Source organism: Mesorhizobium sp. M0663, assembly GCF_040320585.1.
Classification (GTDB): Bacteria; Pseudomonadota; Alphaproteobacteria; order Rhizobiales; family Rhizobiaceae; genus Mesorhizobium.
This window is the reverse complement of the sequence record NZ_JAMYPX010000005.1, coordinates 148,810-169,051: the sequence shown is the minus strand read 5'-3', so window position 1 is coordinate 169,051 and position 20,242 is coordinate 148,810. Positions and strand designations below refer to the sequence as shown.

The following is a 20,242-nucleotide window of genomic DNA, read 5'->3' as shown; positions in this document are numbered from 1 at the left end:
TTGTATCTTCGCAAACGAATGAAAATTGACTATGATTGGCGATATGATATTCAATTTTGAATGGATATTGACTGGAACCTGATCAAGAGTTTCGTCACCGTGGCGGAGACCGGCAGCCTGTCGGCCGCCGCGCGAAAACTTGCCGCGAGCCAGCCGACGCTCGGCCGCCACATCACCGAGCTGGAACAGGCGCTCGGTGTCACGCTCTTCCGGCGCGGGCGGCGTGGCTACGCGCTCACGGAAGCGGGCAGCACGCTCTTTGAACGGGGCCGCGCGGTGAGCGAGCAGGCGAGCGCCTTTTCGCTGCTGGCGCTGGGATCGGTCGAGGCGATCGAGGGTACGGTGCGCATTGCCGCCAGCGAAGTGGTGGCGGCCTATGTGCTGCCGGAAATCACAGCGAGGCTTGGGTTCGAGGAGCCGGGCATCGAGGTCGAGATCGTCGCCTCGAACCAGGTCGAGAATCTGCTGCGTCGCGACGCCGATATCGCCATTCGCATGGTCAAGCCGGCGCAGAATGAGCTGGTCGCGCGCAAGGTGACCGACATTCCGCTCCGCGCCTGCGCGGCAAAATCCTATCTGGACCGGCGTGGCCGTCCGCGCGAGGCCCGCGATCTTGCCGGCCATGATCTGGTCGGCTTCGACCGCAGCGATGAGATCATTCGCGGCTTTGCCCAGTTCGGCGTCCCGCTCGCCCGCAATGCCTTCCGCTTCAGGACCGATAATCAGATCGTGCTGTGGGAAGCGGTGCGGGCGGGAAACGGCATCGGCTTTGGCCAGGAGCCGCTCGCCGACCGTGATCCGCTGGTCGAGACAGTGCTGCCGGGTCTCCCGCTGCCGACGCTGCCGGTGTGGCTGGCCATGCACCGCGACGTGCGTACCAGCGTGCGCATCCGCCGCGTCGCGGATTTCCTCTACGAAGAGTTCAAGCGCTATTCAGCCGGTGCAGGCTCGGCAGCGAATTCGGCGCGGTGAGCGAGGCCGGCCATCAACAGCACGACGACCAGCAGCCCGGAGAGTGCGACGAAGATCGGGCCGAAGCTCGAGTGCTCGGCGACGAAGCCGATCGCCGACGGCGCCACCAGAATGCCTGAGTAACCCATTGTTGTGACGACGCTCATGCCTGTGCCGGACGCCATGCCCTCCTGGTTGCCGCCGGCCGAAAAAATGATCGGCACCATGTTGGCAATGCCGAGGCCGCAAAAGGCGAAGGCGGCAATGGCCAGCCAAGGCGAGGGAGCCAGCCCGGCCACCAGCATGCCGGCAGCAGCGGCAAGGGCCGAGGCGCGCAATGTCGTAACGGCACCGAAACGGTTGCGGACGCCATCGCCGAGAAAGCGCATGATGGCCATGACTCCGGAAAAGGCGGCATAGGCCAGGCCTGCGATGGCAAGATCGGCGCCGAGCTCCTGCCTGAGATACAGCGCCGCCCAGTCGAGTACCGCACCTTCGGAGATCATCGTCAGCAGCGCCATCAGCCCAACCAGATAGACCAGCGGGTTTGCTGGCAGCGCGAATTTGTGATGCTCGGCGACTGGGTGCTTGTCCTCGGCGATCAGGTAGCGGATCGCGACGGCGATGACGGCAAAGGCAAGAGCCGTCACCACTGTCGCATGGGCGAGGTGACCGTAGTTCTGGATGGCGAAACCGCCCAAAGCGCCGCCAGCGAAACCGCCAAGACTCCAGAAGCCGTGCGAGGACGACATGATGGCACGGGACAGCCGCCGTTCGACTGCCACTGCGTTGGCATTCATGGCGACGTCCATGCCGCCGATCGAACCGCCGAAGATGAACATGGCGACGGCCGCAAGGGGCACGTTGGGGGCCAGAGCCACAACCAAAAGGCCGAAGCTGCCGGCAAGTCCGAACCAGCGCAGCACCGTGCGCGAGCCATGCTTCGAGATCAGATGGCCGCACCAGGTCATGGCAGTGACGGCGCCGGCACCGAACAACAGAATCAGCAAGCCGAGCGTGAACTTCGAAATGTCGAGTCGCGTCAGGAACACCGGGATCTGCGGCGCCCAACTGCCGGTCAGGAAGCCGTTGGAGAGGAAGATGCCGGCCACTGCCCAGCGTCCACGAATCGCGATCTGCGTGATTTTCTGCGCGTCCATCGGGTAGAATCCGGTCCGGAAATGGCGTTGCGCGGCAAATTAGATCGATTCAATTCACAGTCAAGCGCTCTTCGCCGAAAGTGCTTGGACCAGACGCTACGTCCTCTCGCGTCGGCCAACCACCTCGGCGGTCCACTCCGAAATCCCTACGACTCGGGATAAGGCGCGCCATCTTTGTGCACAAACCGGCCGTCAGCGTTGGTGCTCATCATGTCGATGTCGGAGCAGGTGGCGACGTCGTCGGGCCAGCGCGAACCGACTTCGAGATAGATCGCCATCGCGCCCGATTTATTGATCATGTGATGGCCGTTGCCTGATCCTTTCGGAAAGGCCGCGCAATCACCGGCGCGCAGCACCGTCTCGCCGGCATCTTCGACGAGCGTCAGCTCGCCTTCAAGCACGTAGACGAATTCGTCTTCGTGCGAATGCCAGTGGCGCTGGCTCGACCAGTTGCCCGGCGGCAGGCGCATGAGATTGATGCCGAAGTCGGTGAGCCCGCCTGCGTTGCCTAGCCGCTGCCGCACGCGTTCGGCACAGGGTGCATCGAACGGCGGTGGATAGGATGAGCCCTTGCGTACGGGCACCTCGGCAACGTCGATCTTAGGCACGGCGTCCTCCCCTAGTGATCCCTAGGGCGTCTTGCCTCGAACTCGGCCTTCTTGGCGTCGGAGGCTTCGATCTGGTTCAGTGCCTGCCACTCGGCATAGGGCATGCCGTAGATGATCTCGCGCGACTGTTCCTTGCTGAGTTCGACACCTTCGGCTTGCGCCGCATCGCGGTACCAGTTGGACAGGCAGTTGCGGCAGAAGCCGGCGAGGTTCATCAGGTCGATGTTCTGTACGTCGGAACGCTCGTGCAGATGCGCGACCAGCCGGCGGAAGGCAGCGGCTTCGAAATCGCGCTTTTGTTCTTCGCTGAGTTCGGTCATGTCATGTTGGCCTCCCTTGGGCCTCATCATACCGGCCCGGTGCGCGAGCCGAATATTTTCACCGCATGTATATCGGCACGTCGATCTATCGCGTCAACGATCGGCGCCAGCCGTTCGGCCCAGGCGAGGGCACCCTTGCGGTCGGCGATCAGGTCCTGGCGGACCTCGAGCAGCGCATGGGCAAAGCCGTTGACGATGGCATGCCTGAACATGGTATCGCCGCGCAGTGCGCCGTCATAGGGTTCGTTGTCGCCGACGATGAGGCTCTTGTCCTCGGCGAGCATGTCGATCAGCGGCCGCGCAACGCGGTCGTCCAGGTCCCACAATATGCCGGCGTGCCACGGCCGCACGAATCCCTGCATGGTCGGTGTGAAGGAATGCACCGAAAAGATGAAGGGTGCCCGCGCGGATGCTCGCGCCACAGAGGCGATCATGGCGCCGACGGCATCATGATAGGGGCGGTAAAAGCGGTCCAGCCGCCTTTCGCGCTCCTCCGGGGCCATGGGATAATTTCCCGGGATGACGGTGCCGTCATAGAGCTGGCGAATCAGCGTTGGATCGTCTTCGCCGCGATTGGGGTCGATCAGCAGTCGCGAAAAATTGGCAAGCACCGCCGGAACGCCGAGCAGACTTGCGAGTTCGCGGGTTACAGTCTCGACGCCGATGTCGTAGGCGATGTGGCGGTCGAACTCCGCCGCCGGCAGGCCGAGACTGCCATACTCCTCCGGCAGGTCGCGGCGGGCGTGATCGGCCAGAAGCACCATGCCGCGCTTGCGATCGCCTTCGACGATATCGAAAGGCGCGAAAACTGTGGATCGGGTCATTGGCGGGAAAGGTCTGTTCGCTGGCTTTCGGGGAGGTGGTATCGTCATTCCACGAAGAGAACGCTTGCGCAATGCCGTTGTTTGGCCACGGTTTCTGCCAAAAAACTGAGCAGGGGCGACCGCAAGCGCGCCAGAGCCTTCTAAATCGATTGGAATTGGACAGATCGGCGCGTTGACATGCGTACGGACTTTTCCGAAAAGGGGCGTTGAGAGATGCAAATGTGGTTCTTGAGGGGTTTCAGGATGGGTTTCGCCGGCAGGCTGCGTGTGCGCCACGCCTTGGCCATGCCGCTCCTGGTACCGGCCATGGGTCTTTTCGCGGTGATTTCGGCCTCGCCGGCACGGGCCGATTTCCGGGTCTGCAACGCCACGCAGAACCTGGTCGGTGTCGGCATCGGCTATCGCGCCAAAGCCGGCTGGATCACCGAAGGCTGGTGGCACATCGAAGGATCGAGCTGCAAGACGCTGATCGAGGGACCGTTGTCATCAAGGTTTTACTATCTTTATGCAGAAGACGCCGAGCGCGGCGGACGCTGGGATGGTCCGATCAACATGTGCGTGGCCGAAAAAGAGTTCAAGATCGCCGGCGTTACCGATTGCGTCGCCCGGGGCTTTCAGCGCGCCGGATTCCAGGAATATGACACGGGCGAGCAGGCAAGCTGGATGGTCCAGCTGACTGACGAGCCCGCAACGGATGGCGCTCCAGCCGCCCCGGGAACAAACAGTCAATGAGACGCAGCCGCAAGGTCAAGATCCTCGCCACCATCGGTCCGGCCTCCTCGTCCGAGGAGATGCTGAAGAAGCTGTTCGAAGCCGGCGCCGACGTGTTCCGCATCAATATGAGCCACACCGACCATGAATTGATGCGTACGCTTGTCGGCCGCATTCGTGCCGTCGAGGAGGCGGTCGGCCGGCCGATCGGCGTTCTCGCCGACCTGCAAGGGCCAAAGCTGCGCGTCGGCAAGTTCGCCAACGGCAAAGAGGTGCTGACCGTCGGTCAGACCTTCACGCTTGACGACAATCCCGAGCCCGGCAATTCGACGAGGGTCTACCTGCCGCATCCCGAAATCCTGCGTTCGGTCGAGGCTGGTCATCGCCTGCTGATCGACGACGGCAAGCTCGAGCTCAAGGCGGTCAGCAGCAACGGCAAGGCGATCGTCTGCACCGTCGTCGCCGGCACCACCATTTCCGACAAGAAGGGCGTCAGCCTGCCCGACACCGACCTGCCGGTCGGCGCGCTGACGGAAAAGGACCGCCGGGATCTCGACGCGGTTCTGGCGACCGGCGTCGACTGGGTGGCGCTGTCCTTCGTGCAGCGGCCCGAGGACCTGGCCGAAGCGCGCAAGATCGCACGCGGCCGGGCGCTGATCATGGCCAAGATCGAAAAGCCGCAGGCCGTCGCCCGGCTGGCCGAGATCATCGAGCTTTCGGATGCGCTGATGGTCGCCCGCGGCGATCTCGGCGTCGAGATGCCTCTCGAAGCCGTGCCTGGCATTCAGAAGCAGATCACCCGCGCCGCGCGCCGTGCCGGCAAGCCGGTGGTGGTCGCCACGCAGATGCTGGAATCGATGATCACCGCGCCGGTGCCGACGCGGGCCGAGGTGTCGGACGTGTCGATCGCCGTGTTTGAAGGCGCCGACGCGATCATGCTTTCGGCGGAGTCCGCCGCCGGCGCCTATCCGGTCGAGGCGGTGGCGATGATGAACCGGATCGCCACCAAGGTCGAAACCGACCCGACCTATGCCGGAATTATCAACGCGCAGCGCTCGGAACCGGAAGCCACCGGAGCCGACGCGATCTCGCTCGCCGCCCGCGAAATAGCCGAGACGCTGAAGCTGTCGGCGATCATCACCTATACCGCGTCCGGCACGACCGGCTTGCGCGCCGCGCGCGAGCGGCCGCAAGTGCCGATCGTGGCGCTGTCGCCGATCCTCAACACGGCGCGGCGGCTGTCGCTGTTGTGGGGCACGCATTGCGTCGTTTCCCCCGACGCCAGCGACCTCGACGACATGGTCGACCGCGCCTGCCGCATCGCCTTCGATGAAGGTTTCGGCAAGCCGGGCGACCGCGTCATCATCACGGCCGGCGTGCCGCTGAGGACGCCGGGCTCGACCAACATGTTGCGCATCGCCTATGTCGGATCGGAAGTCGGCCGCTAATGTCGGCCGCGGCTGCCGGATAGGCCGGCTGCATGGCGCGTCGTAAACGCGGCGCCAGCCGGGCGCATCGACGGCAGTCGGGTTAGGATAGACGCCGAACTCCGCCAGCTTGCATCAGCCTGTGACCGGTTCAGGAGTAGGGGAGTAGGGCGCATGTGTGCCACAGTGCAATCTGCACCTCTCACATACTACCTTACTCCCCTATTCCCCTATTCCCCTACTCCCTTACTGGTCTCAAATGCCTTCGCCGGCAAGCTCCTCGGAAAGTGCGGCGACCTGGTCCTGGGCGCTGCGCATCATTGGGTAGATGCCGAGCACGCGCTGCCAGGCCTCAAGTGCCGACTGCTTGTGGCCGGTTTCGGCCATGATCTGAGCCAGGCCCGAAAGCGCGCCGAAATGGCGTGGTTCGAGCTGCAGGGTGCGGTCGATGTCCGCCATCGACTTCCCGTAGTTCTTCATCATGAAATGAACAGTGGCGCGCCGGTTCCAGCCTTCCGCATAGGTCGGCTGCAAAGTCACCACCTGATCGAGGAAATCGAGTGCAACATCGAATTTCTGGTTTTCGATCGCCTTCTGCGACCATTGCATCATCAGGTCGATAGAGGCGCTGCCCGACTGGGACCACTCGCTGCCGATGCGTCCGGCGATGCGCTCGGCCGCCTTTTCATTGCGTTCGCGCTTGAGATCGGCAAACAGCTGATCGAGCCGCGCCTGTTTCGTCTTGACGACCGGAGGTGCTGTCGGCGGAGTTGTGGTCGGATCTTCAGCCCACGCCGGCAGCGAGACAGCGCCGGAAACAAGGAAAGCCGTGAAAAATGCAAAAAGAATCCGCATCGCGGGAATCTAGCCCCCGACGCCGGATCGTCAAACTGAATTTAGCGTGAGAGGCGTATCATGCGAACGGAGGCGCGCAGCCTCCGTCGAAAACTCAACCTTGGCGCGCTTTGTAGCGCGGCGCGGTCTTGTTGATGATGTAGATGCGGCCCTTGCGACGAACCAGCTGGTTGTCGCGGTGACGCGCCTTCAACGCCTTGAGCGAATTCTTGATTTTCATGGTCTTGCCCGTCGGTCTGGGCCCGGTCACGGGCCGAATTATTAAGGCGCGCCCACAGACGCGCCTTTGAACTGTGCGTGGCTCATAGACGAGGAGCGTTGCCCGTGTCAACCGCAAGCGCGTTGCCTAAACGATACGGACCGTTTCGTATCATCAAATATCCGCCACTGGCGTCTTGCGGCGTTGCGCAGGCTTGAGACGGCTGGAATGATGCGGTTGCGAATTGGAGATCGTCATGCGCCGAATTCTTGTGTCCGCCTGTCTTGTCGTCCTCGCGGCAGGTTCTGTTGCCTATGCGCAGGAATGCGACCGCAACGACGACAGCCAGCAGATGATGAACATCTGCGCCGACGCGGACTACAAATCCGCCGACGCCAAGCTCAACAAGGCCTACCAGGATCTCATCGGCGAAAGTGACGCAAAAGCCAGGAAGCTGTTGCAGACGGCGCAGCGCGCCTGGATCGCTTTTCGCGACGCGGAATGCAGCTATTCCGCCGCGGACAGCGAAGGCGGCTCGATCTATCCGATGCTGATATCGGAATGCCTGACGCGGCTGACCGACGATCGCACCAAGCAGCTCACCGCCGATTCGACCTGCGCGGAAGGCGATGTGAGCTGCGCCAGCCCCGACGAGGACGAGAGCGGCGAAATCCAGTAAGCGTAGGTTCTAACTTTGTGTTTGAGCATGATCTTTTCCGAAATCCGGATTCCACTTTTCGCTAGCGCGGACCTTCGGTTCGGGATCATGCTCTAGCTGCGGCGGCTCACGCGCGTAAAATGGCCCATCTTGCGGCCGGGCCGCGCCTCGGCCTTGCCATAGAGGTGCAGCATCAGATCGGGCTCGGCGAGCAGATCAGGAACGCGCCTGACATCGTCGCCGATCAGGTTTTCCATGACGCAGTCGAACTGCCGGGCGGGATTTCCCAGCGGCAGGCCGGCGACGGCGCGGATGTGCTGCTCGAATTGCGAGATGGTGCAGGCGGCCTCCGTCCAGTGGCCGGAATTGTGGACGCGCGGCGCTATCTCGTTGGCCAACAGCGAACCGTCGGCAAGGACAAAGAATTCGACGCCGATGACGCCGACATAGTCGAGCGCTGCAAGGATCTCTGCCGCCGCCGTTTGAGCCGCAGCCGCCGTCTCGGATTTTACTCCGGCCGGCAGCGTCGAGCTGTGAAGAATACCGTTGCGATGGACATTCCACGCTGGATCGTAGGCGGCGAGCGAGCCGTCGCTGCCGCGCGCGGCGATCACCGAAATCTCGCGCTCGAAGGTGACGAAGGATTCCAGGATCAACGGCACGTTGCCCATCGCCTCGCAAGTGCCGGCAAAGCCGCCTGTTTCCATGTTGCGGAAGACACGCTGGCCCTTGCCGTCATAGCCCATGCGGCGCGTCTTCAATATGCCGCTGCCGTTGAACTGTTTCAGCGCAGCCGTCAGTTCCTCGTCATTGTCGACGGGGCTGAAATCCGCGGTCGGTATGCCGATGCCGTTGAGGAATTTCTTTTCCGCCAGCCGGTCCTGCGCCACTTCCAGTGCGCGTGCCGGCGGATAGACCGGCACCGTAGAGGCAAGTGCCGCGGCGGCCGCGACCGGTACGTTCTCGAATTCATAAGTAACGACGGCACTGGCCGCAGCCAGCTCGCTAAGCGCGGCCGCGTCGTCATAGGCGGCGACGATCTGCCGGTTGGCGACCTGTGCCGCCGGGCAATCCGGCTGCGGCTCCAGCACGACGATGCGGTAGCCGAGGCGGGCCGCGGCCATCGCCAGCATGCGGCCAAGCTGGCCGCCGCCGATGATGCCGATGCTCGATCCCGCCGGCAGGCTCACGGCGCGTCCGTGGGCTCGGCGGCCACCTTGGCGGTCTGCGCGGCGCGCCAGCTATCCAGCCGGGCGGCGAGCTTTTCGTCGCTCAGCGCCAGCACCGCGGCGGCCAGAAGTGCAGCGTTGGCAGCGCCGGCCTTGCCGATGGCCAAAGTGCCGACCGGAATGCCGGCCGGCATCTGCACGATTGATAGCAGCGAGTCCTGGCCCGACAGCGTCTTTGATTCCACCGGCACGCCGAACACCGGCAGCGGCGTCATCGCCGCCGTCATGCCGGGCAGATGCGCCGCACCGCCGGCACCGGCGATGATCACCTTGTAGCCGGCCGCCTTGGCGCCCTTGGCGAAGTCATAGAGCCGGTCGGGCGTGCGGTGGGCCGAGACGATCAGGCGCTTGTGCGGAATTCCAAGCGCCTCAAGCGTTTCGGCGGCGTGGCGCATCGTCGCCCAATCGGACTGGCTGCCCATGATGATGGCGACGTCGGCGCGGTGATCGTCCAAGCTTCTGCTCTCCGGCGGCAAAAGCGCGCAGTAGCTGAAATCGAGGGGAGCCGCAAGGATGGCCGGAAACGGCAAAGCCGCTTGTGCCGTCTCCGTGGCTACGCACATGGACAGGGGCGGTCTGTCATCGGGCGGCCGCTGCTCGGAAGCGGTTGACGAAGTCGTCAAGTTCAGGCCGTTCGGTATCGGAAATCGCCCAATAGGAAAAGGCGCTGTCGCTCCAGTGGACCAGCGAGAAGCCACCAGCAGAAAGATCGACCGGTCCGGCTGTCGAGCCGGTTTCCTCGGGCGCGGCGACGAGAGTGATCAGGTGCTCGCGGTGCCTGTAGACCAGTGCCGGCACTGGCTGGTCGGCGATCACCTCGACCCGGCCGCCGAGCAACGCGAAGCCGTCACTGGCAAGGTCAGGTGCCGGCGGCGACAGGCCGACCCTGCCATCCAGCCAAGGTTTGACCGTGTGCCGGTCCGACGAGACGACGTCCACGGGGCTGGCTGCCAGCAGGCTGCGGCGATGGCCGCTGGCGACCGCGGCGGCAAAGCTGTCGGGCGCCCTGCTCAGCATCATCCATTGCGTCGCGCCGCTGGCCAGCACGGCGGTAACGATGATCGACGCCGCCAGCGCGCGCCAGTCGAACGCGCCAAATCGGTGCACCGCTCTGTGTGCCGGCGGCACTCGAGCGGCGGGCGCCGGCGCCGGCAGCACTTTCTCCGTACCGGCTGTCCCGATTGCAGCGATGCGAGCCTTGAAATCCTCACGGACATCGAGCCTCGGCAGCCCGCTGACGACCGTCTGCAGCGCAACGATGCGGGCATGCTCGGCGGCGAGCGCCGGATCGGCCGCGATGCGTCGCTCGACAGCCAATGCTGCTGCTGCGTCGAGCTCGCCATCGACCAAGGCATGGATCATCAGCTCCACGCCCGCCGGGTCATCGGGCAGTCCATCGTTGTGCGCGCTCATGGCGCCCTCCCAAGTTGGGATATCAGCAGACCGCGCGCCCTCGCCAGCCGCGACATCACCGTTCCTAGCGGCACGCCAAGCAGCGTCGCGATCTCGCGATAGCTGAGGCCGTTGATGTCGCGCAGCACCACAGTCTCGCGAAATTGGTGCGGCAGCGCGGCGATCGCCGCCTCGAGTGCGGCCGTGTCGGCCTTGGCGATCAGGCTTGCCTCAGGACTATCCGTATCCGGCAGCCCGGCGCCATATGCAGCCGTCATGTCATCGAGGTCGCTCAGGTCGCCGACGGCGACGATACTGCGCGGCCGGTTGCGCGCCAGCCAGGAGTAAGAGGCGTTGCGCACGATCGCCAGCAGCCAGGCGCGCGCATTGCCGCCGGCATAGCCGGCGATGCCCGCATGCGCCTTCAAACAGGCCTCCTGCACCACATCCTCCGCGTCGGCGGCGTTGCCGGTCAGCCAGCGGGCAAGCGCAAGCGCATCCGCGAGATGGGGCAGAACCACCTCGCGAAAGCGCTCGGTCGCGGCCTCTTGGTTCAACACCGTCGCATCGCCCGGCATCCCGGACAGAACCTTCCGAAAATCCTCACGGAGCGACGGTGATCCTGCCCTGCATGTGCGGGTGAAGCCCGCAGAAATAGGCATAGTCGCCCACTTTGGTGAAGGTGAAGGCATATGTGTCACCGGTGTCAAGCGCCTTGGAGCGAAACGAGGCATCGTTGGCGACCACCAGATGCGGGATGTCGTCGTCATTCTCGAAGGTCACGGTAGTGCCCTGCTTTACCGTCAGCACCGCCGGTGTGAAGGCAAAGTTCTCGATCTTGACCATTGGCTGGTCTGCTGCGTTCAGTGGCATGGCAACCATTATCAGGATCGCCGCCAAACCGAACGTGACAGGGGATACGACCAAGACGCGGGATGGGAAGCGGATCATCGCATTTCCCCTCAGGCCAGCGTGCTGTCGATGATGGCGAGGTCCTGCCCGCCTTGCTTGACTGTCACGCTGCTTGTGCCGAGCAGGCTGCGCAACTGGCCGGCAGGTACCGTCATCGGCCCGGGTGAGGCTGCGGTGCCCGGCGCCGGTTGCGGGAAAGCGGTCGAGCGCGCGGTATGAAAGGTAACGTTGCCTTCGACCTTCTGCATGATCTGGTGGATATGGCCGTTGAGTACGGTGACAGAGCCGAAGCGCTTGAGCAGGGCCAAGGCCTGCGCCGCGTCGTCGGTGCCCCAGCCCCATTCGGGATAAACAGCCCATAGCGGGATGTGGGCAAAGACGACGATTGGCGTCGAGGCGGTGACCGCCTTCAGATCATCGGCCAACCATGCCAACTGGTCGGCGCCGAGATTGCCCAGCCCGCCAGCCTTCAGGTTGACGACGTTGACCAGGCCGATGAAATGGACGCCGTTCTGGTCGAACGAATACCAGCCAGCGCCCTTGGTGCCCTTGCCGTAGCGGTCGAGATAGGCCTGGCCATTGCCGTCATCGATCAGGTCGTGCTCACCGGGCACATAATGCACGTCGAAGCCTGCGCCGCCGATGATCTGGGCAGCGTTGTCGAACTGCGCGGCTTTCGACAAATGGGTGATGTCGCCGGTGTGGATCATGAAGGCGGGCTTTTGCGGCAACGCCTGGATCTTGCCGATGGCCTCCTTCAGCGTGTCGATGGCGTGCGGGTTGGCAGCCTTGTCGAAGCCGATGTGGCTGTCGGAGATCTGGAGGAAAGTGAAGCCGGTGGCCAAGGCCTCGGCGGCTTGCGACGCACCGAGCAGGCTGAGCGAAACCGGCACGCCGGCCGAAATTGTCCACAGCACTCCCGTGCCGGCCCAGATCATGCATTCCAGTGCATGACGGCGGCTGATGCCGTCAGCTTCATTGTCGTGGTGGTGGGTCATACCGGTCTCCTGCACGCCGGAAATGGCGTCTGTTTGGGAGACCAATGGGCGGGGTGGTTTATTCCGCCCGAAGACTAAAAGTTCATTCACACTGCCGTGATGGCGCACTGGCCCGATGCGAAGCCGGCGCTGGAAGGCACTGGCTCGACCACGCTCTGGCGATGTCTAGTCCGGCCAGCGCAGCGCTCCGGCGGACTGCTTGCGAGCGGGTTTCATCGCATCCGCGGGCCGATCGGCAGCACTCAACACCGCTCGCAGGCGTTCGGCAACGATCTCCGCCTCGCCGGGATGGAGATTGCACGGATCAAGGAAGAAGTGACCGCGCTCGACCTCGTGGTTGCGCACGATCACGGGCGGCGAACCCGCCGCAAGCGCCGAGGCGAGGCCGGCGGCGGTGAAGCGGCTTTCCGGCGCAACAAACACCTGCAGGCGGTCGAGAGGATTTCCGGTCGGATCTGGAATGATACGTGCCTCGATGCCAGGCAGGCCCTGCAATGCGGTTTGCCACAGATGCAGTGCGGCGTCTTCCCGCTGGCGAATGCCGGCATGGTCGCGCCGCTCCCAGGCTTCCAGGGCCGCCATAGTGCCGGCAATGCTCTCCTTGCCGACCTTCATGGCGCGCGCAACGCCCCGGTTCTGAAGATAGGCGGCCCGTACCAGATCCTTGCGGCCGGCAACGATGCCGCTTGTCGGCCCTGAGAGAAATTTGTGCCCGCTGTAGACAACAATGTCGGCGCCGCGCGCCAGAAAGCCACGCAAATCGTATTCCGAGGCGGCGTCGACGATCACCGGCACGCCCTTGGCGTGGCAAATCTCGCAGAACTCCTCAAGCGAGAGCATGCCGTATTGCACGGTGTGGTGCGCAACGACGTAGAGGGCTGCCGCCGTCCGGTCCCGGATCGCCTCGGCAACATGATAATCCTGGGTGACGCTGACCGTGCCGGCAGGCACTGCCTTGGCTCCGGCAAGCCGGATCGACTGGTCGATCGGCGCGCCATAATTGACGATGTGACCAAGCTGAACGATGACCTCCGATTTGAGGCCCTCGGTGTCGTCCGGCAGCCGCTCGATCGCAAGAAGGCTGGTCCCGGTCATCGCGCCGGCAATCGCCATTGTTATGCCGCTGGCGCAGCATGCGGTGATGAAGCCGGCCTCGCCGCCGGTAAGGCGTGCAATCACCCTACTTGCGGCGCGCTGCAGATCGTCCATCTCGACCCATTGCGAGGCCATTTCCGACATTGCGGCAATCGCTTCTGGCACGATGATCGAAGCACCGAGTGCCGTCATCGTGCCGGAGACATTGATGATTGGGCGAAGGCCAAGCCGTTCGCGGATTGTCGTGTTGGAACGGTCAGCGGCATAGGTCGTCATCTCTGTAGATCCTGTTTAAGATTTCAGGCGGCGATCTCGACGACCGCCTCGATTTCAACTGTGATGTTGCCCGGCAGCGAGCCGACACCGATCGCGGAACGGGCATGTCCGCCAAGCGTATCAAAGACGGCCGCGAAAAGATCGGAACAGCCGTTCACCACCTTGGGGTGCTCGCTGAATGTCGGCGTCGCATTGACAAAGCCAAGCAGCTTGACGACGCGCACGATGCGGCCGAGGTCGCCGGCCGCGGCATGCATGACGGCGAGCAGGTTCAGGCCGGTCAGACGCGCATGCCCGTAGGCCTCTTCAACGCTGACATCCTCTCCGACCTTGCCGGTGCAGAGCGCGCCATCGGCGCGCAACGGCCCCTGGCCGGAGAGGAAGATCAGCCGTCCGCTCTCGGCATAGGTGACGAAGTTGGCGATGGGCTTCGGCGGCTCGGGCAGTGTCAGGCCCAATTCCGCGAGCCGGATGTAAGGCGTCATAAAAGCTCCTTGCGACAGCTTTCGCCGTCCGATGTCAAAAATGCGAGGCGCGAAACCGCGCCAGGAAACTGCGAAGGCGTTCATTGTCGAACCCCGCCGCCAGAATCTCGGCGGGTGGTCCGACGGCACTGACGCCGCCATCCGCCATGAAAACGATGCGGCTCGATGCGTCGCGCGCAAAAGCCATTTCATGCGTGACCATCAGCATCGTCATGCCGTCTTCGGCGAGGCTGCGCACGACCTCGAGCACCTCGCCAACCAGTTCGGGGTCGAGCGCCGAGGTTATCTCGTCGAGAAGCAATATCTTCGGCTCCATCGCCACGGCGCGGGCGATGCCGACGCGCTGCTGCTGGCCGCCGGAAAGCTCGGCCGGCAGACTGTCGGCTTTGTGGGCGAGGCCTACGCGGCCGAGCCAGTGCTCGGCAATGGTGCGGGCCTCGGCATTGCTCTTGCCGCGCACCTTGCGCAGGCCAAGCATGATGTTGCCGGCCGCAGTCAAATGCGGAAACAGATTGAAGCTCTGGAACACCATTCCGGTCTCGGCTCGCATCGCCGCCAGGTCGCGCTCGCTGCGTCGCTGGCGTGTTCCCGTCTCGCGATAGCCGACTTCTTTGCCGTCGATACGGATCGAGCCGCTGTCGTAGCTCTCCAGGAAGTTGACGCAGCGCAGTAGCGTGGTCTTGCCGCTGCCGGAGGGGCCGATGATAGTCACGACCTCGCCGCGTGTTACTTGCAGGCTGACGGAGCGCAGGACCTCGACGGATGCAAAGGCTTTGGAAACCTCGGTGACATCGAGAAGTGCCGGATTCTGGTGCGAGGCGTTGAACATCGTGCTATTCCCGGATGAAGGAGAAACGCCGCTCCAGGCGCCGGCTGGCCAAGGAGAGGGCGTAGTTGACGGCGAAGTAGACGAGCGCACCGAGAATGTAGAGTGGCATCGCCTCATAGGTGCGGCCGATGACCTGGTTGATTGCCTGCATGAGGTCGGTGATGCCGAGCAGCGAGACCAGCGCGCTGCCCTTCACCGCGTCGGTGACGCCATTGATCCAAGGTGGCAGGAAGCGCCTGAACGCCTGCGGAAAAATGACGTAGACCAGCCGCTGGCGAAAGGTCAGTCCGATCGCCATCGCCGCCTCGGACTGACCCTTGGGAATCGAGCCGACGGCGCCCCTGAGATACTCGACGACTTGTGCGGTCTTGAAGAGGGTGAGGGCGAACACGGCCGCCCAAAAGGATTCCAGATGCAGCCCCACCGCGGGCAGGCCGTAATAGACGAAGAAGATTAGCACCAGGATCGGAATGCCGCGTATGGTGTCGCTGAAGATGCGCACTGCCCAGCGCAGCGGAAAAGGACCATAGACAAGGCCGACGCCCATCAGCACGCCGGCGATGAGCGATAACACCACGACCAGCAGCGACACCCACAAGGTTACGGCAAAGCCTTCGGCGAGGAACGGCAAGGCGTAGATGATCTGGCTCAGCATGTCAGCGCGCCGCCTTGAACCGGCGCTCGACGAGCCGCAGCGCGAAAAGCAGCGTGTAGCCGGTCAACAGGTACATTGCCGTCACCACCAGATAGACTTCGACAATGCGGAACGTGTTGAAGTTGATCCACTGGGCGCCATAGGTGAGTTCGGGTACCGAGATGACCGACGCCACGGACGTATCCTTGAAGAGCGATATGAATGTGTTGGAAAGCGCCGGCAGGGTTATGCGCAGCATCGTCGGCAGGCGCACATCGAGCAGCCTTTGCCATGGCGTCAGGCCGATTGCCTTGCCGGCGTCGAGCTGACCGCGCGGCACCGCCTCGAGCCCCGAGCGAAACACCTCGACCAGGTAGGCGCCGCTGTAGAGCGACAGCGTGGCAATGAATGAGGTTTGCGCGCTGTAGGCAATGTCGACCACCGTCGGCAAGCCGTAGAAGACCAGATAGACGAGCAGGATCAGCGGCACGTTGCGGATGAACTCGACATACCCCGCGATGATGGTCCGCACCGCACGTCCGGCCGACACGTACCAGACCGCCAGAACGAGCCCGATGACGATGCCGATCGCGATCGAGATGACGGCAAGTTCGAGGCTTAGCAGCAGTCCGCCCCAGAGCTTGTCGAAATGCCGCCAGATAAGGTTGAAGTTGAGAGTATAACCCATGCGTCCTCGTCATGGAGGGCTGTGATGAGAGAAGGCGGAAGGACGTTGTCCTTCCGCCTGCTTGCATCAAATGACCGGGAAACCGGGATGGCGCGCCGGCGGCTCCTGTCCGAAATAATCCTTGAACGCAGCGTCGTAGAGTGCCGTTTCATGGCCGAACATGGCGATGGTGAAGGTCTGGTTGACGAAGGTCAGCCAGTCGAGGTCGCCCTGCCGCAGCGCGGCACCATAAAGCATCGAGAACCAGCTCTTGCCGGCATCGAAGTACTTATCCGGATTGCGCGAGGCGAGCCAGCGCACCGTTGACAGATCGACCGCGGCGGCGTCGACGCGCTTCGATTCCAAGGCCTGCAGCACGTTGGCCTGCGTGTCTATCTGCATCACCTGCGACTCCGGCAGGACGATATGCACGTTAGCCTCGGCATCGACATTTTGCAGGATGGAAATCCGCGTCGCCGAACCGCCGGCAAGCAGCTTGTCGAAGGTCTTGTTTTCGGCGTTCGGAAGGGTCAGCAAGGCGATGCCTTCGACGTAGTAGGGTCGGGAGAAGTGGATCAGCTGCGAGCGCTGGGCGGTCATGGTCATGAACTGGATGGTGATGTCGACCTTGTTGGTGGTCACGTTTGGAATGCGCTGAGCCGGATCCTGCATGACGAATTCCACTTTGGTCGGATCGTCGAAAAGCCCCTTGGCGAGAATGCGACCCATGGTGATGTCCATGCCCACCAGTTCGCCGGCGTCGTTCTCGAAATGCCAGGGCGCATTGGTACTGCCGGTGCCGACGATTACCTTGCCGCGCTCGAGGACGGTGCGCAGCAGGCTGTCCGGCGCTGCCTGGGCCGCCGCTTTCTGAACGTCGACCGCGGTAGCGGCGCTCATCACTCCGGCCGTTGCAAGCCCGGCCATTCCCAGTTTCAGAAATTCACGCCTTTTGGATGTGTCGTTCACGGCGACCTCCTTTCGTGTTGTGTTCCCCTTTGGATCAGCAGTACAGGCATCGGTTGCAACTGACGTCATTGTCCCTTACAAGAGACGCCTGTACTCTGTACAAGACAGATTAACATCAGGAATCGATAATGCAAGATGGCAATGCCTTGGCCGCTCGACCGGACGCCGGTCTGGACGAAGACAAGAACTCGGGTTCTCGGGAGAAGGGCCTCAACCGGGTCCTCCAGATTCTGGAGTTTCTCCACACGACCCAGCGTGCGATCGGCATTGGCGACCTTGCCAGAGGGGTGAATGCACCGCGGTCGACGACCTATACGCTGGTGCGCTCGCTGGTCGACGCAGGCCTGCTGGAAATGGCCGGGGACGGCAATCGGGTCTATTTCGGAAAGAAGCTCTACCTCTACGGAATGGACTATGTGCGGGGCAACGACCTGCTCAGGCGAGGGCGCCAGGAAGTCGACCATCTGTCACGCGAGACCGGCGAGACCTCGGAGTTGTGCATGCTGCAAAGCGGCCGCTACACCATCGTCCATTCAAGCCCGGGAACGAGGCCATTCCGGATCAGCTCGGCGACCGGTCTGCAAATACCGCTCCCCTGGACAGCTTCCGGGCGACTGCTGCTCGCCGGCTTCGACAGGGCAGCGATTGAGGATATGGTCTCCGAGGACGATCTCGTGCTGCCGGACGGCCGCAGATTGCAGCTCGACGATTTCATAGACGACATCGCCGTCGCCAAGTCGGCCGGCTACTGCGTCACCTCCGGCCTTGTCGATGCCTACACGAAATGTCTGGCCGCGCCGGTCTTTTCAGCGCCGGGCAGGGTCGAGGCGACGATGTGCCTGGTGGTTCCCATCGATACCTCGACCGAAAAGACCGATGACCTGATAGAGCTGTTGCTCGAGCGCGCCGCGCGGCTTTCGATCGCGGCATAGGCCGCCTTTCCAGCAGGCCAGCGCCGGCGTCCGTTCAAGCGATAATGTCTGGAATGATCTTGTCTTCCAGCGCCATCAGCCTGTCCTTCAGGAAGAGCTTCTTTTTCTTCATGCGCTGGATCTGCAGCGGGTCGCAATTCATGGCAATCATCGCATTGATTGCCGCGTCGAAATCGGCGTGTTCCTGCTTCAGCCGGGAATATTCGAGGCGGATATCTGCCTGTTCCTGATCGGACATTTTTACCGTCTGCACGTCTGCGGCGCCCAAACTATGGGCCTGATTGGGCGGGACCGGGTCTTCTTGCACCGGCGCGCAGCCCATATCACATTTCATATTGGCGTGGAATGCTACCACGCAGCATTCGACATCGGTGCGCGATGGTGGCACACTGTCATTATGCCGTCACAGAAGCGAGCCTGCGGTGGACGTGCCATGACGGCTGCAATCCGAGGAAATCATGAAAGGGAGAACCAATCATGTCTCTTGCATCCCATCTTGATGAGCTGCAGCGGAAACACGGCGACATCGAACGGGAAATCGACGATGCGATGACCCATCCGTCGGTAGACGACCTCGAAATCGTGAATCTCAAGCGGCGCAAGCTGGCGCTCAAGGACGAGATTGAAAAACTGAAGGCGAAACCGACGACCCACTGAAGCCCTTCCAGGACTAGAAGCGCCGCCCGGCGCGCGATCTTTCCGGTGGCATCGCTATGCTGCCGGAAACGCTCGCGGATTTGCGGCAAGCTGCCGTCTTGTTATTTCCGATTTGCTGGGCCTGCGCGCCAGTCGCCATTGACAAGCCATCTTTGCTCCTCCACCTCATGCCCGGACCTTCAAGATTAAAGGCAGCCGGCATGACCGGATATTTTTCCTCACCCTTCCCGCGCCGCAGGTCGGTCGGTGTCGACGTCGGCGGCGTGATGGTCGGCGGCGGCGCCCCAGTCGTCGTCCAGTCGATGACCAACACCGACACGGCCGATGTCGACCAGACGGTCGCGCAAGTGGCGGCGCTGCATCGCGCCGGCTCCGAGATCGTGCGCATAACGGTCGATCGCGACGAAAGCGCTGCCGCCGTACCGGCCATCCGCGAGCGACTGGAGCGGCTCGGCATCGACGTGCCGCTGGTCGGCGATTTCCATTATATCGGCCACAAGCTCCTGGCCGATCATCCGGCCTGCGCCGCGGCCTTGGCCAAGTACCGCATCAACCCCGGCAATGTCGGTTTCAAGGACAAGAAGGACCGGCAGTTCGCGGCAATCGTCGAGATGGCGATCCGATACGACAAGCCGGTGCGCATCGGCGTCAACTGGGGTTCGCTCGACCAGGAGCTGCTGACCCGGCTGATGGATGACAACCAGGCCCAAGGCTTTCCGCTGACCGCGCAGGAAGTGACGCGCGAGGCAATCGTGCAATCGGCGATCCTGTCGGCCGAAATGGCCGAAGAGATCGGCCTTGCGCGCGAGAAAATCATCCTGTCGGCCAAGGTCAGCGGCGTGCAGGATCTGATCGCCGTCTACACCGAGCTTGCCACCCGATCCGACCATGCGCTGCACCTCGGCCTGACGGAGGCCGGCATGGGCTCGAAAGGCATCGTCGCCTCGTCCGCTGCCATGGGCATCCTGCTCCAGCAAGGCATCGGCGACACCATCCGCATCTCGCTGACGCCGGAGCCGAACGGCGACCGCACACGCGAAGTGCAGGTGTCGCAAGAACTGCTGCAAACCATGGGCTTCCGGCAGTTCGTGCCGATCGTCGCCGCCTGCCCGGGCTGCGGCCGCACGACCTCGACCGTGTTCCAGGAGCTTGCCCAGAATATCCAGGCCGACCTGCGCAAGAACATGCCGGTGTGGCGTGAACAATATCCCGGCGTCGAGAACCTCAAAGTCGCGGTGATGGGTTGCATCGTCAACGGTCCGGGCGAATCCAAACATGCCGATATCGGCATTTCGCTGCCCGGCACCGGCGAGATGCCGACCGCCCCGGTGTTCGTCGACGGCAAGAAGGCGGCGACCCTGCGCGGCCCATCGATTGCCGCGGATTTCGAGAAGATGGTCGCCGACTATATCGAACGGCGGTTCGGGCAACACGGCAAAGCCGCGGCGGAGTAG

General features: G+C 63.1%; 26 protein-coding genes. 7 read left to right on the top strand and 19 right to left on the bottom strand.

The window, feature by feature from the left end; translation table 11 throughout:
• The first annotated feature begins 60 nt into the window (after nucleotides 1–60).
• Entirely contained in the window at nucleotides 61–972 is a 912-nt protein-coding gene (locus NKI54_RS13065) for a LysR family transcriptional regulator (RefSeq protein WP_352572004.1), read from the top strand.
• Here the strand turns inward: NKI54_RS13065 and NKI54_RS13060 are convergent.
• From NKI54_RS13060 to NKI54_RS13045, 4 genes are all read right to left on the bottom strand, one after another.
• Nucleotides 930–2,111, bottom strand: coding sequence for an MFS transporter (locus NKI54_RS13060; RefSeq protein WP_352572003.1), 1,182 nt, complete (start codon nucleotides 2,109–2,111; stop codon nucleotides 930–932). The two genes, NKI54_RS13065 and NKI54_RS13060, sit on opposite strands and share 43 nt — an antisense overlap.
• A 146-nt stretch (nucleotides 2,112–2,257) precedes the next feature.
• Nucleotides 2,258–2,719 (bottom strand): cupin domain-containing protein, encoded by a 462-nt coding sequence (locus NKI54_RS13055; protein ID WP_352572002.1) that lies wholly within the window; start codon nucleotides 2,717–2,719, stop codon nucleotides 2,258–2,260.
• Between the two features lie 11 nt (nucleotides 2,720–2,730).
• Nucleotides 2,731–3,039, bottom strand: a complete 309-nt coding sequence (locus tag NKI54_RS13050) for a DUF1244 domain-containing protein (RefSeq protein ID WP_352572001.1) — start codon at nucleotides 3,037–3,039, stop codon at nucleotides 2,731–2,733.
• Nucleotides 3,040–3,065: 26 nt separating this feature from the next.
• Nucleotides 3,066–3,863, bottom strand: coding sequence for an N-formylglutamate amidohydrolase (locus NKI54_RS13045; protein ID WP_352572000.1), 798 nt, complete (start codon nucleotides 3,861–3,863; stop codon nucleotides 3,066–3,068).
• A 285-nt stretch (nucleotides 3,864–4,148) separates the two neighbouring features.
• Between NKI54_RS13045 and NKI54_RS13040 the strand changes: the two genes are divergently transcribed.
• Both NKI54_RS13040 and pyk read left to right on the top strand, forming a co-directional pair.
• Nucleotides 4,149–4,595, top strand: a complete 447-nt coding sequence (locus NKI54_RS13040) for a DUF1036 domain-containing protein (RefSeq protein ID WP_502894514.1) — start codon at nucleotides 4,149–4,151, stop codon at nucleotides 4,593–4,595.
• Complete coding sequence (gene pyk, locus NKI54_RS13035) at nucleotides 4,592–6,022, top strand: pyruvate kinase (protein WP_352454861.1); 1,431 nt, start codon at nucleotides 4,592–4,594, stop codon at nucleotides 6,020–6,022. The genes NKI54_RS13040 and pyk overlap by 4 nt, the downstream gene beginning before the upstream one ends.
• 234 nt (nucleotides 6,023–6,256) lie before the next feature.
• On the opposite strand, the gene NKI54_RS13030 is transcribed toward pyk, so the two are convergent.
• Both NKI54_RS13030 and ykgO read right to left on the bottom strand, forming a co-directional pair.
• Entirely contained in the window at nucleotides 6,257–6,856 is a 600-nt protein-coding gene (locus NKI54_RS13030) for a tetratricopeptide repeat protein (protein WP_352454860.1), read from the bottom strand.
• Nucleotides 6,857–6,950: 94 nt separating this feature from the next.
• Nucleotides 6,951–7,076, bottom strand: coding sequence for a type B 50S ribosomal protein L36 (gene ykgO / locus NKI54_RS13025; RefSeq protein WP_006203764.1), 126 nt, complete (start codon nucleotides 7,074–7,076; stop codon nucleotides 6,951–6,953).
• Between the two features lie 235 nt (nucleotides 7,077–7,311).
• On the opposite strand from ykgO, the gene NKI54_RS13020 reads away from it, so the two are divergent.
• Nucleotides 7,312–7,734: a lysozyme inhibitor LprI family protein gene (locus NKI54_RS13020; protein ID WP_352634170.1), complete on the top strand. Its 423-nt coding sequence runs from the start codon at nucleotides 7,312–7,314 to the stop codon at nucleotides 7,732–7,734.
• 92 nt (nucleotides 7,735–7,826) lie between these two features.
• Here the strand turns inward: NKI54_RS13020 and NKI54_RS13015 are convergent, their stop codons facing one another.
• From NKI54_RS13015 to NKI54_RS12960, 12 genes are all read right to left on the bottom strand, one after another.
• Nucleotides 7,827–8,903, bottom strand: a complete 1,077-nt coding sequence (locus NKI54_RS13015) for a 5-(carboxyamino)imidazole ribonucleotide synthase (protein WP_352634168.1) — start codon at nucleotides 8,901–8,903, stop codon at nucleotides 7,827–7,829.
• Entirely contained in the window at nucleotides 8,900–9,397 is a 498-nt protein-coding gene (purE, locus tag NKI54_RS13010) for a 5-(carboxyamino)imidazole ribonucleotide mutase (protein WP_023678468.1), read from the bottom strand. Before purE ends, NKI54_RS13015 begins: the two co-directional genes overlap by 4 nt.
• A 124-nt stretch (nucleotides 9,398–9,521) precedes the next feature.
• On the bottom strand, nucleotides 9,522–10,355 hold the full coding sequence (locus NKI54_RS13005) for an anti-sigma factor family protein (protein ID WP_352589876.1): 834 nt from the start codon (nucleotides 10,353–10,355) through the stop codon (nucleotides 9,522–9,524).
• Nucleotides 10,352–10,912, bottom strand: coding sequence for a sigma-70 family RNA polymerase sigma factor (locus NKI54_RS13000; protein ID WP_352817726.1), 561 nt, complete (start codon nucleotides 10,910–10,912; stop codon nucleotides 10,352–10,354). The genes NKI54_RS13005 and NKI54_RS13000 overlap by 4 nt, the downstream gene beginning before the upstream one ends.
• Before the next feature lie 25 nt (nucleotides 10,913–10,937).
• Nucleotides 10,938–11,180 carry a cupredoxin domain-containing protein gene (locus NKI54_RS12995; RefSeq protein WP_502896695.1) on the bottom strand — a complete coding sequence of 81 codons (243 nt, stop codon included), beginning with the start codon at nucleotides 11,178–11,180 and terminating at the stop codon, nucleotides 10,938–10,940.
• A 116-nt stretch (nucleotides 11,181–11,296) separates the two neighbouring features.
• Complete coding sequence (locus NKI54_RS12990; protein WP_023678472.1) at nucleotides 11,297–12,244, bottom strand: metallophosphoesterase family protein; 948 nt, start codon at nucleotides 12,242–12,244, stop codon at nucleotides 11,297–11,299.
• Between the two features lie 165 nt (nucleotides 12,245–12,409).
• The gene (locus NKI54_RS12985; protein ID WP_031212142.1) at nucleotides 12,410–13,615 is read right to left on the bottom strand and encodes an aminotransferase class V-fold PLP-dependent enzyme; all 1,206 of its coding nucleotides are present in this window, start codon (nucleotides 13,613–13,615) and stop codon (nucleotides 12,410–12,412) included.
• A 23-nt stretch (nucleotides 13,616–13,638) separates the two neighbouring features.
• Complete coding sequence (locus NKI54_RS12980; protein WP_023678474.1) at nucleotides 13,639–14,100, bottom strand: RidA family protein; 462 nt, start codon at nucleotides 14,098–14,100, stop codon at nucleotides 13,639–13,641.
• Between the two features lie 34 nt (nucleotides 14,101–14,134).
• The gene (locus NKI54_RS12975) at nucleotides 14,135–14,929 is read right to left on the bottom strand and encodes an amino acid ABC transporter ATP-binding protein (RefSeq protein WP_352634165.1); all 795 of its coding nucleotides are present in this window, start codon (nucleotides 14,927–14,929) and stop codon (nucleotides 14,135–14,137) included.
• A 4-nt stretch (nucleotides 14,930–14,933) separates the two neighbouring features.
• On the bottom strand, nucleotides 14,934–15,584 hold the full coding sequence (locus NKI54_RS12970) for an amino acid ABC transporter permease (protein WP_023678476.1): 651 nt from the start codon (nucleotides 15,582–15,584) through the stop codon (nucleotides 14,934–14,936).
• Between the two features lies 1 nt (nucleotide 15,585).
• The gene (locus NKI54_RS12965) at nucleotides 15,586–16,251 is read right to left on the bottom strand and encodes an amino acid ABC transporter permease (RefSeq protein ID WP_023678477.1); all 666 of its coding nucleotides are present in this window, start codon (nucleotides 16,249–16,251) and stop codon (nucleotides 15,586–15,588) included.
• Nucleotides 16,252–16,317: 66 nt separating this feature from the next.
• Entirely contained in the window at nucleotides 16,318–17,199 is an 882-nt protein-coding gene (locus tag NKI54_RS12960) for a transporter substrate-binding protein (protein WP_031212143.1), read from the bottom strand.
• Nucleotides 17,200–17,327: 128 nt separating this feature from the next.
• Here NKI54_RS12960 and NKI54_RS12955 point away from each other — a divergent pair, with 128 nt between their 5' ends.
• Nucleotides 17,328–18,131, top strand: coding sequence for an IclR family transcriptional regulator (locus NKI54_RS12955; RefSeq protein WP_352589863.1), 804 nt, complete (start codon nucleotides 17,328–17,330; stop codon nucleotides 18,129–18,131).
• A gap of 34 nt (nucleotides 18,132–18,165) precedes the next feature.
• Here NKI54_RS12955 and NKI54_RS12950 read toward each other — a convergent pair whose 3' ends face one another.
• The gene (locus NKI54_RS12950; protein ID WP_023678480.1) at nucleotides 18,166–18,369 is read right to left on the bottom strand and encodes a YdcH family protein; all 204 of its coding nucleotides are present in this window, start codon (nucleotides 18,367–18,369) and stop codon (nucleotides 18,166–18,168) included.
• A gap of 239 nt (nucleotides 18,370–18,608) precedes the next feature.
• Here NKI54_RS12950 and NKI54_RS12945 point away from each other — a divergent pair, with 239 nt between their 5' ends.
• Both NKI54_RS12945 and ispG read left to right on the top strand, forming a co-directional pair.
• The gene (locus tag NKI54_RS12945) at nucleotides 18,609–18,788 is read left to right on the top strand and encodes a YdcH family protein (protein WP_023678481.1); all 180 of its coding nucleotides are present in this window, start codon (nucleotides 18,609–18,611) and stop codon (nucleotides 18,786–18,788) included.
• A 200-nt stretch (nucleotides 18,789–18,988) separates the two neighbouring features.
• On the top strand, nucleotides 18,989–20,242 hold the full coding sequence (gene ispG / locus NKI54_RS12940) for a flavodoxin-dependent (E)-4-hydroxy-3-methylbut-2-enyl-diphosphate synthase (RefSeq protein WP_352634163.1): 1,254 nt from the start codon (nucleotides 18,989–18,991) through the stop codon (nucleotides 20,240–20,242).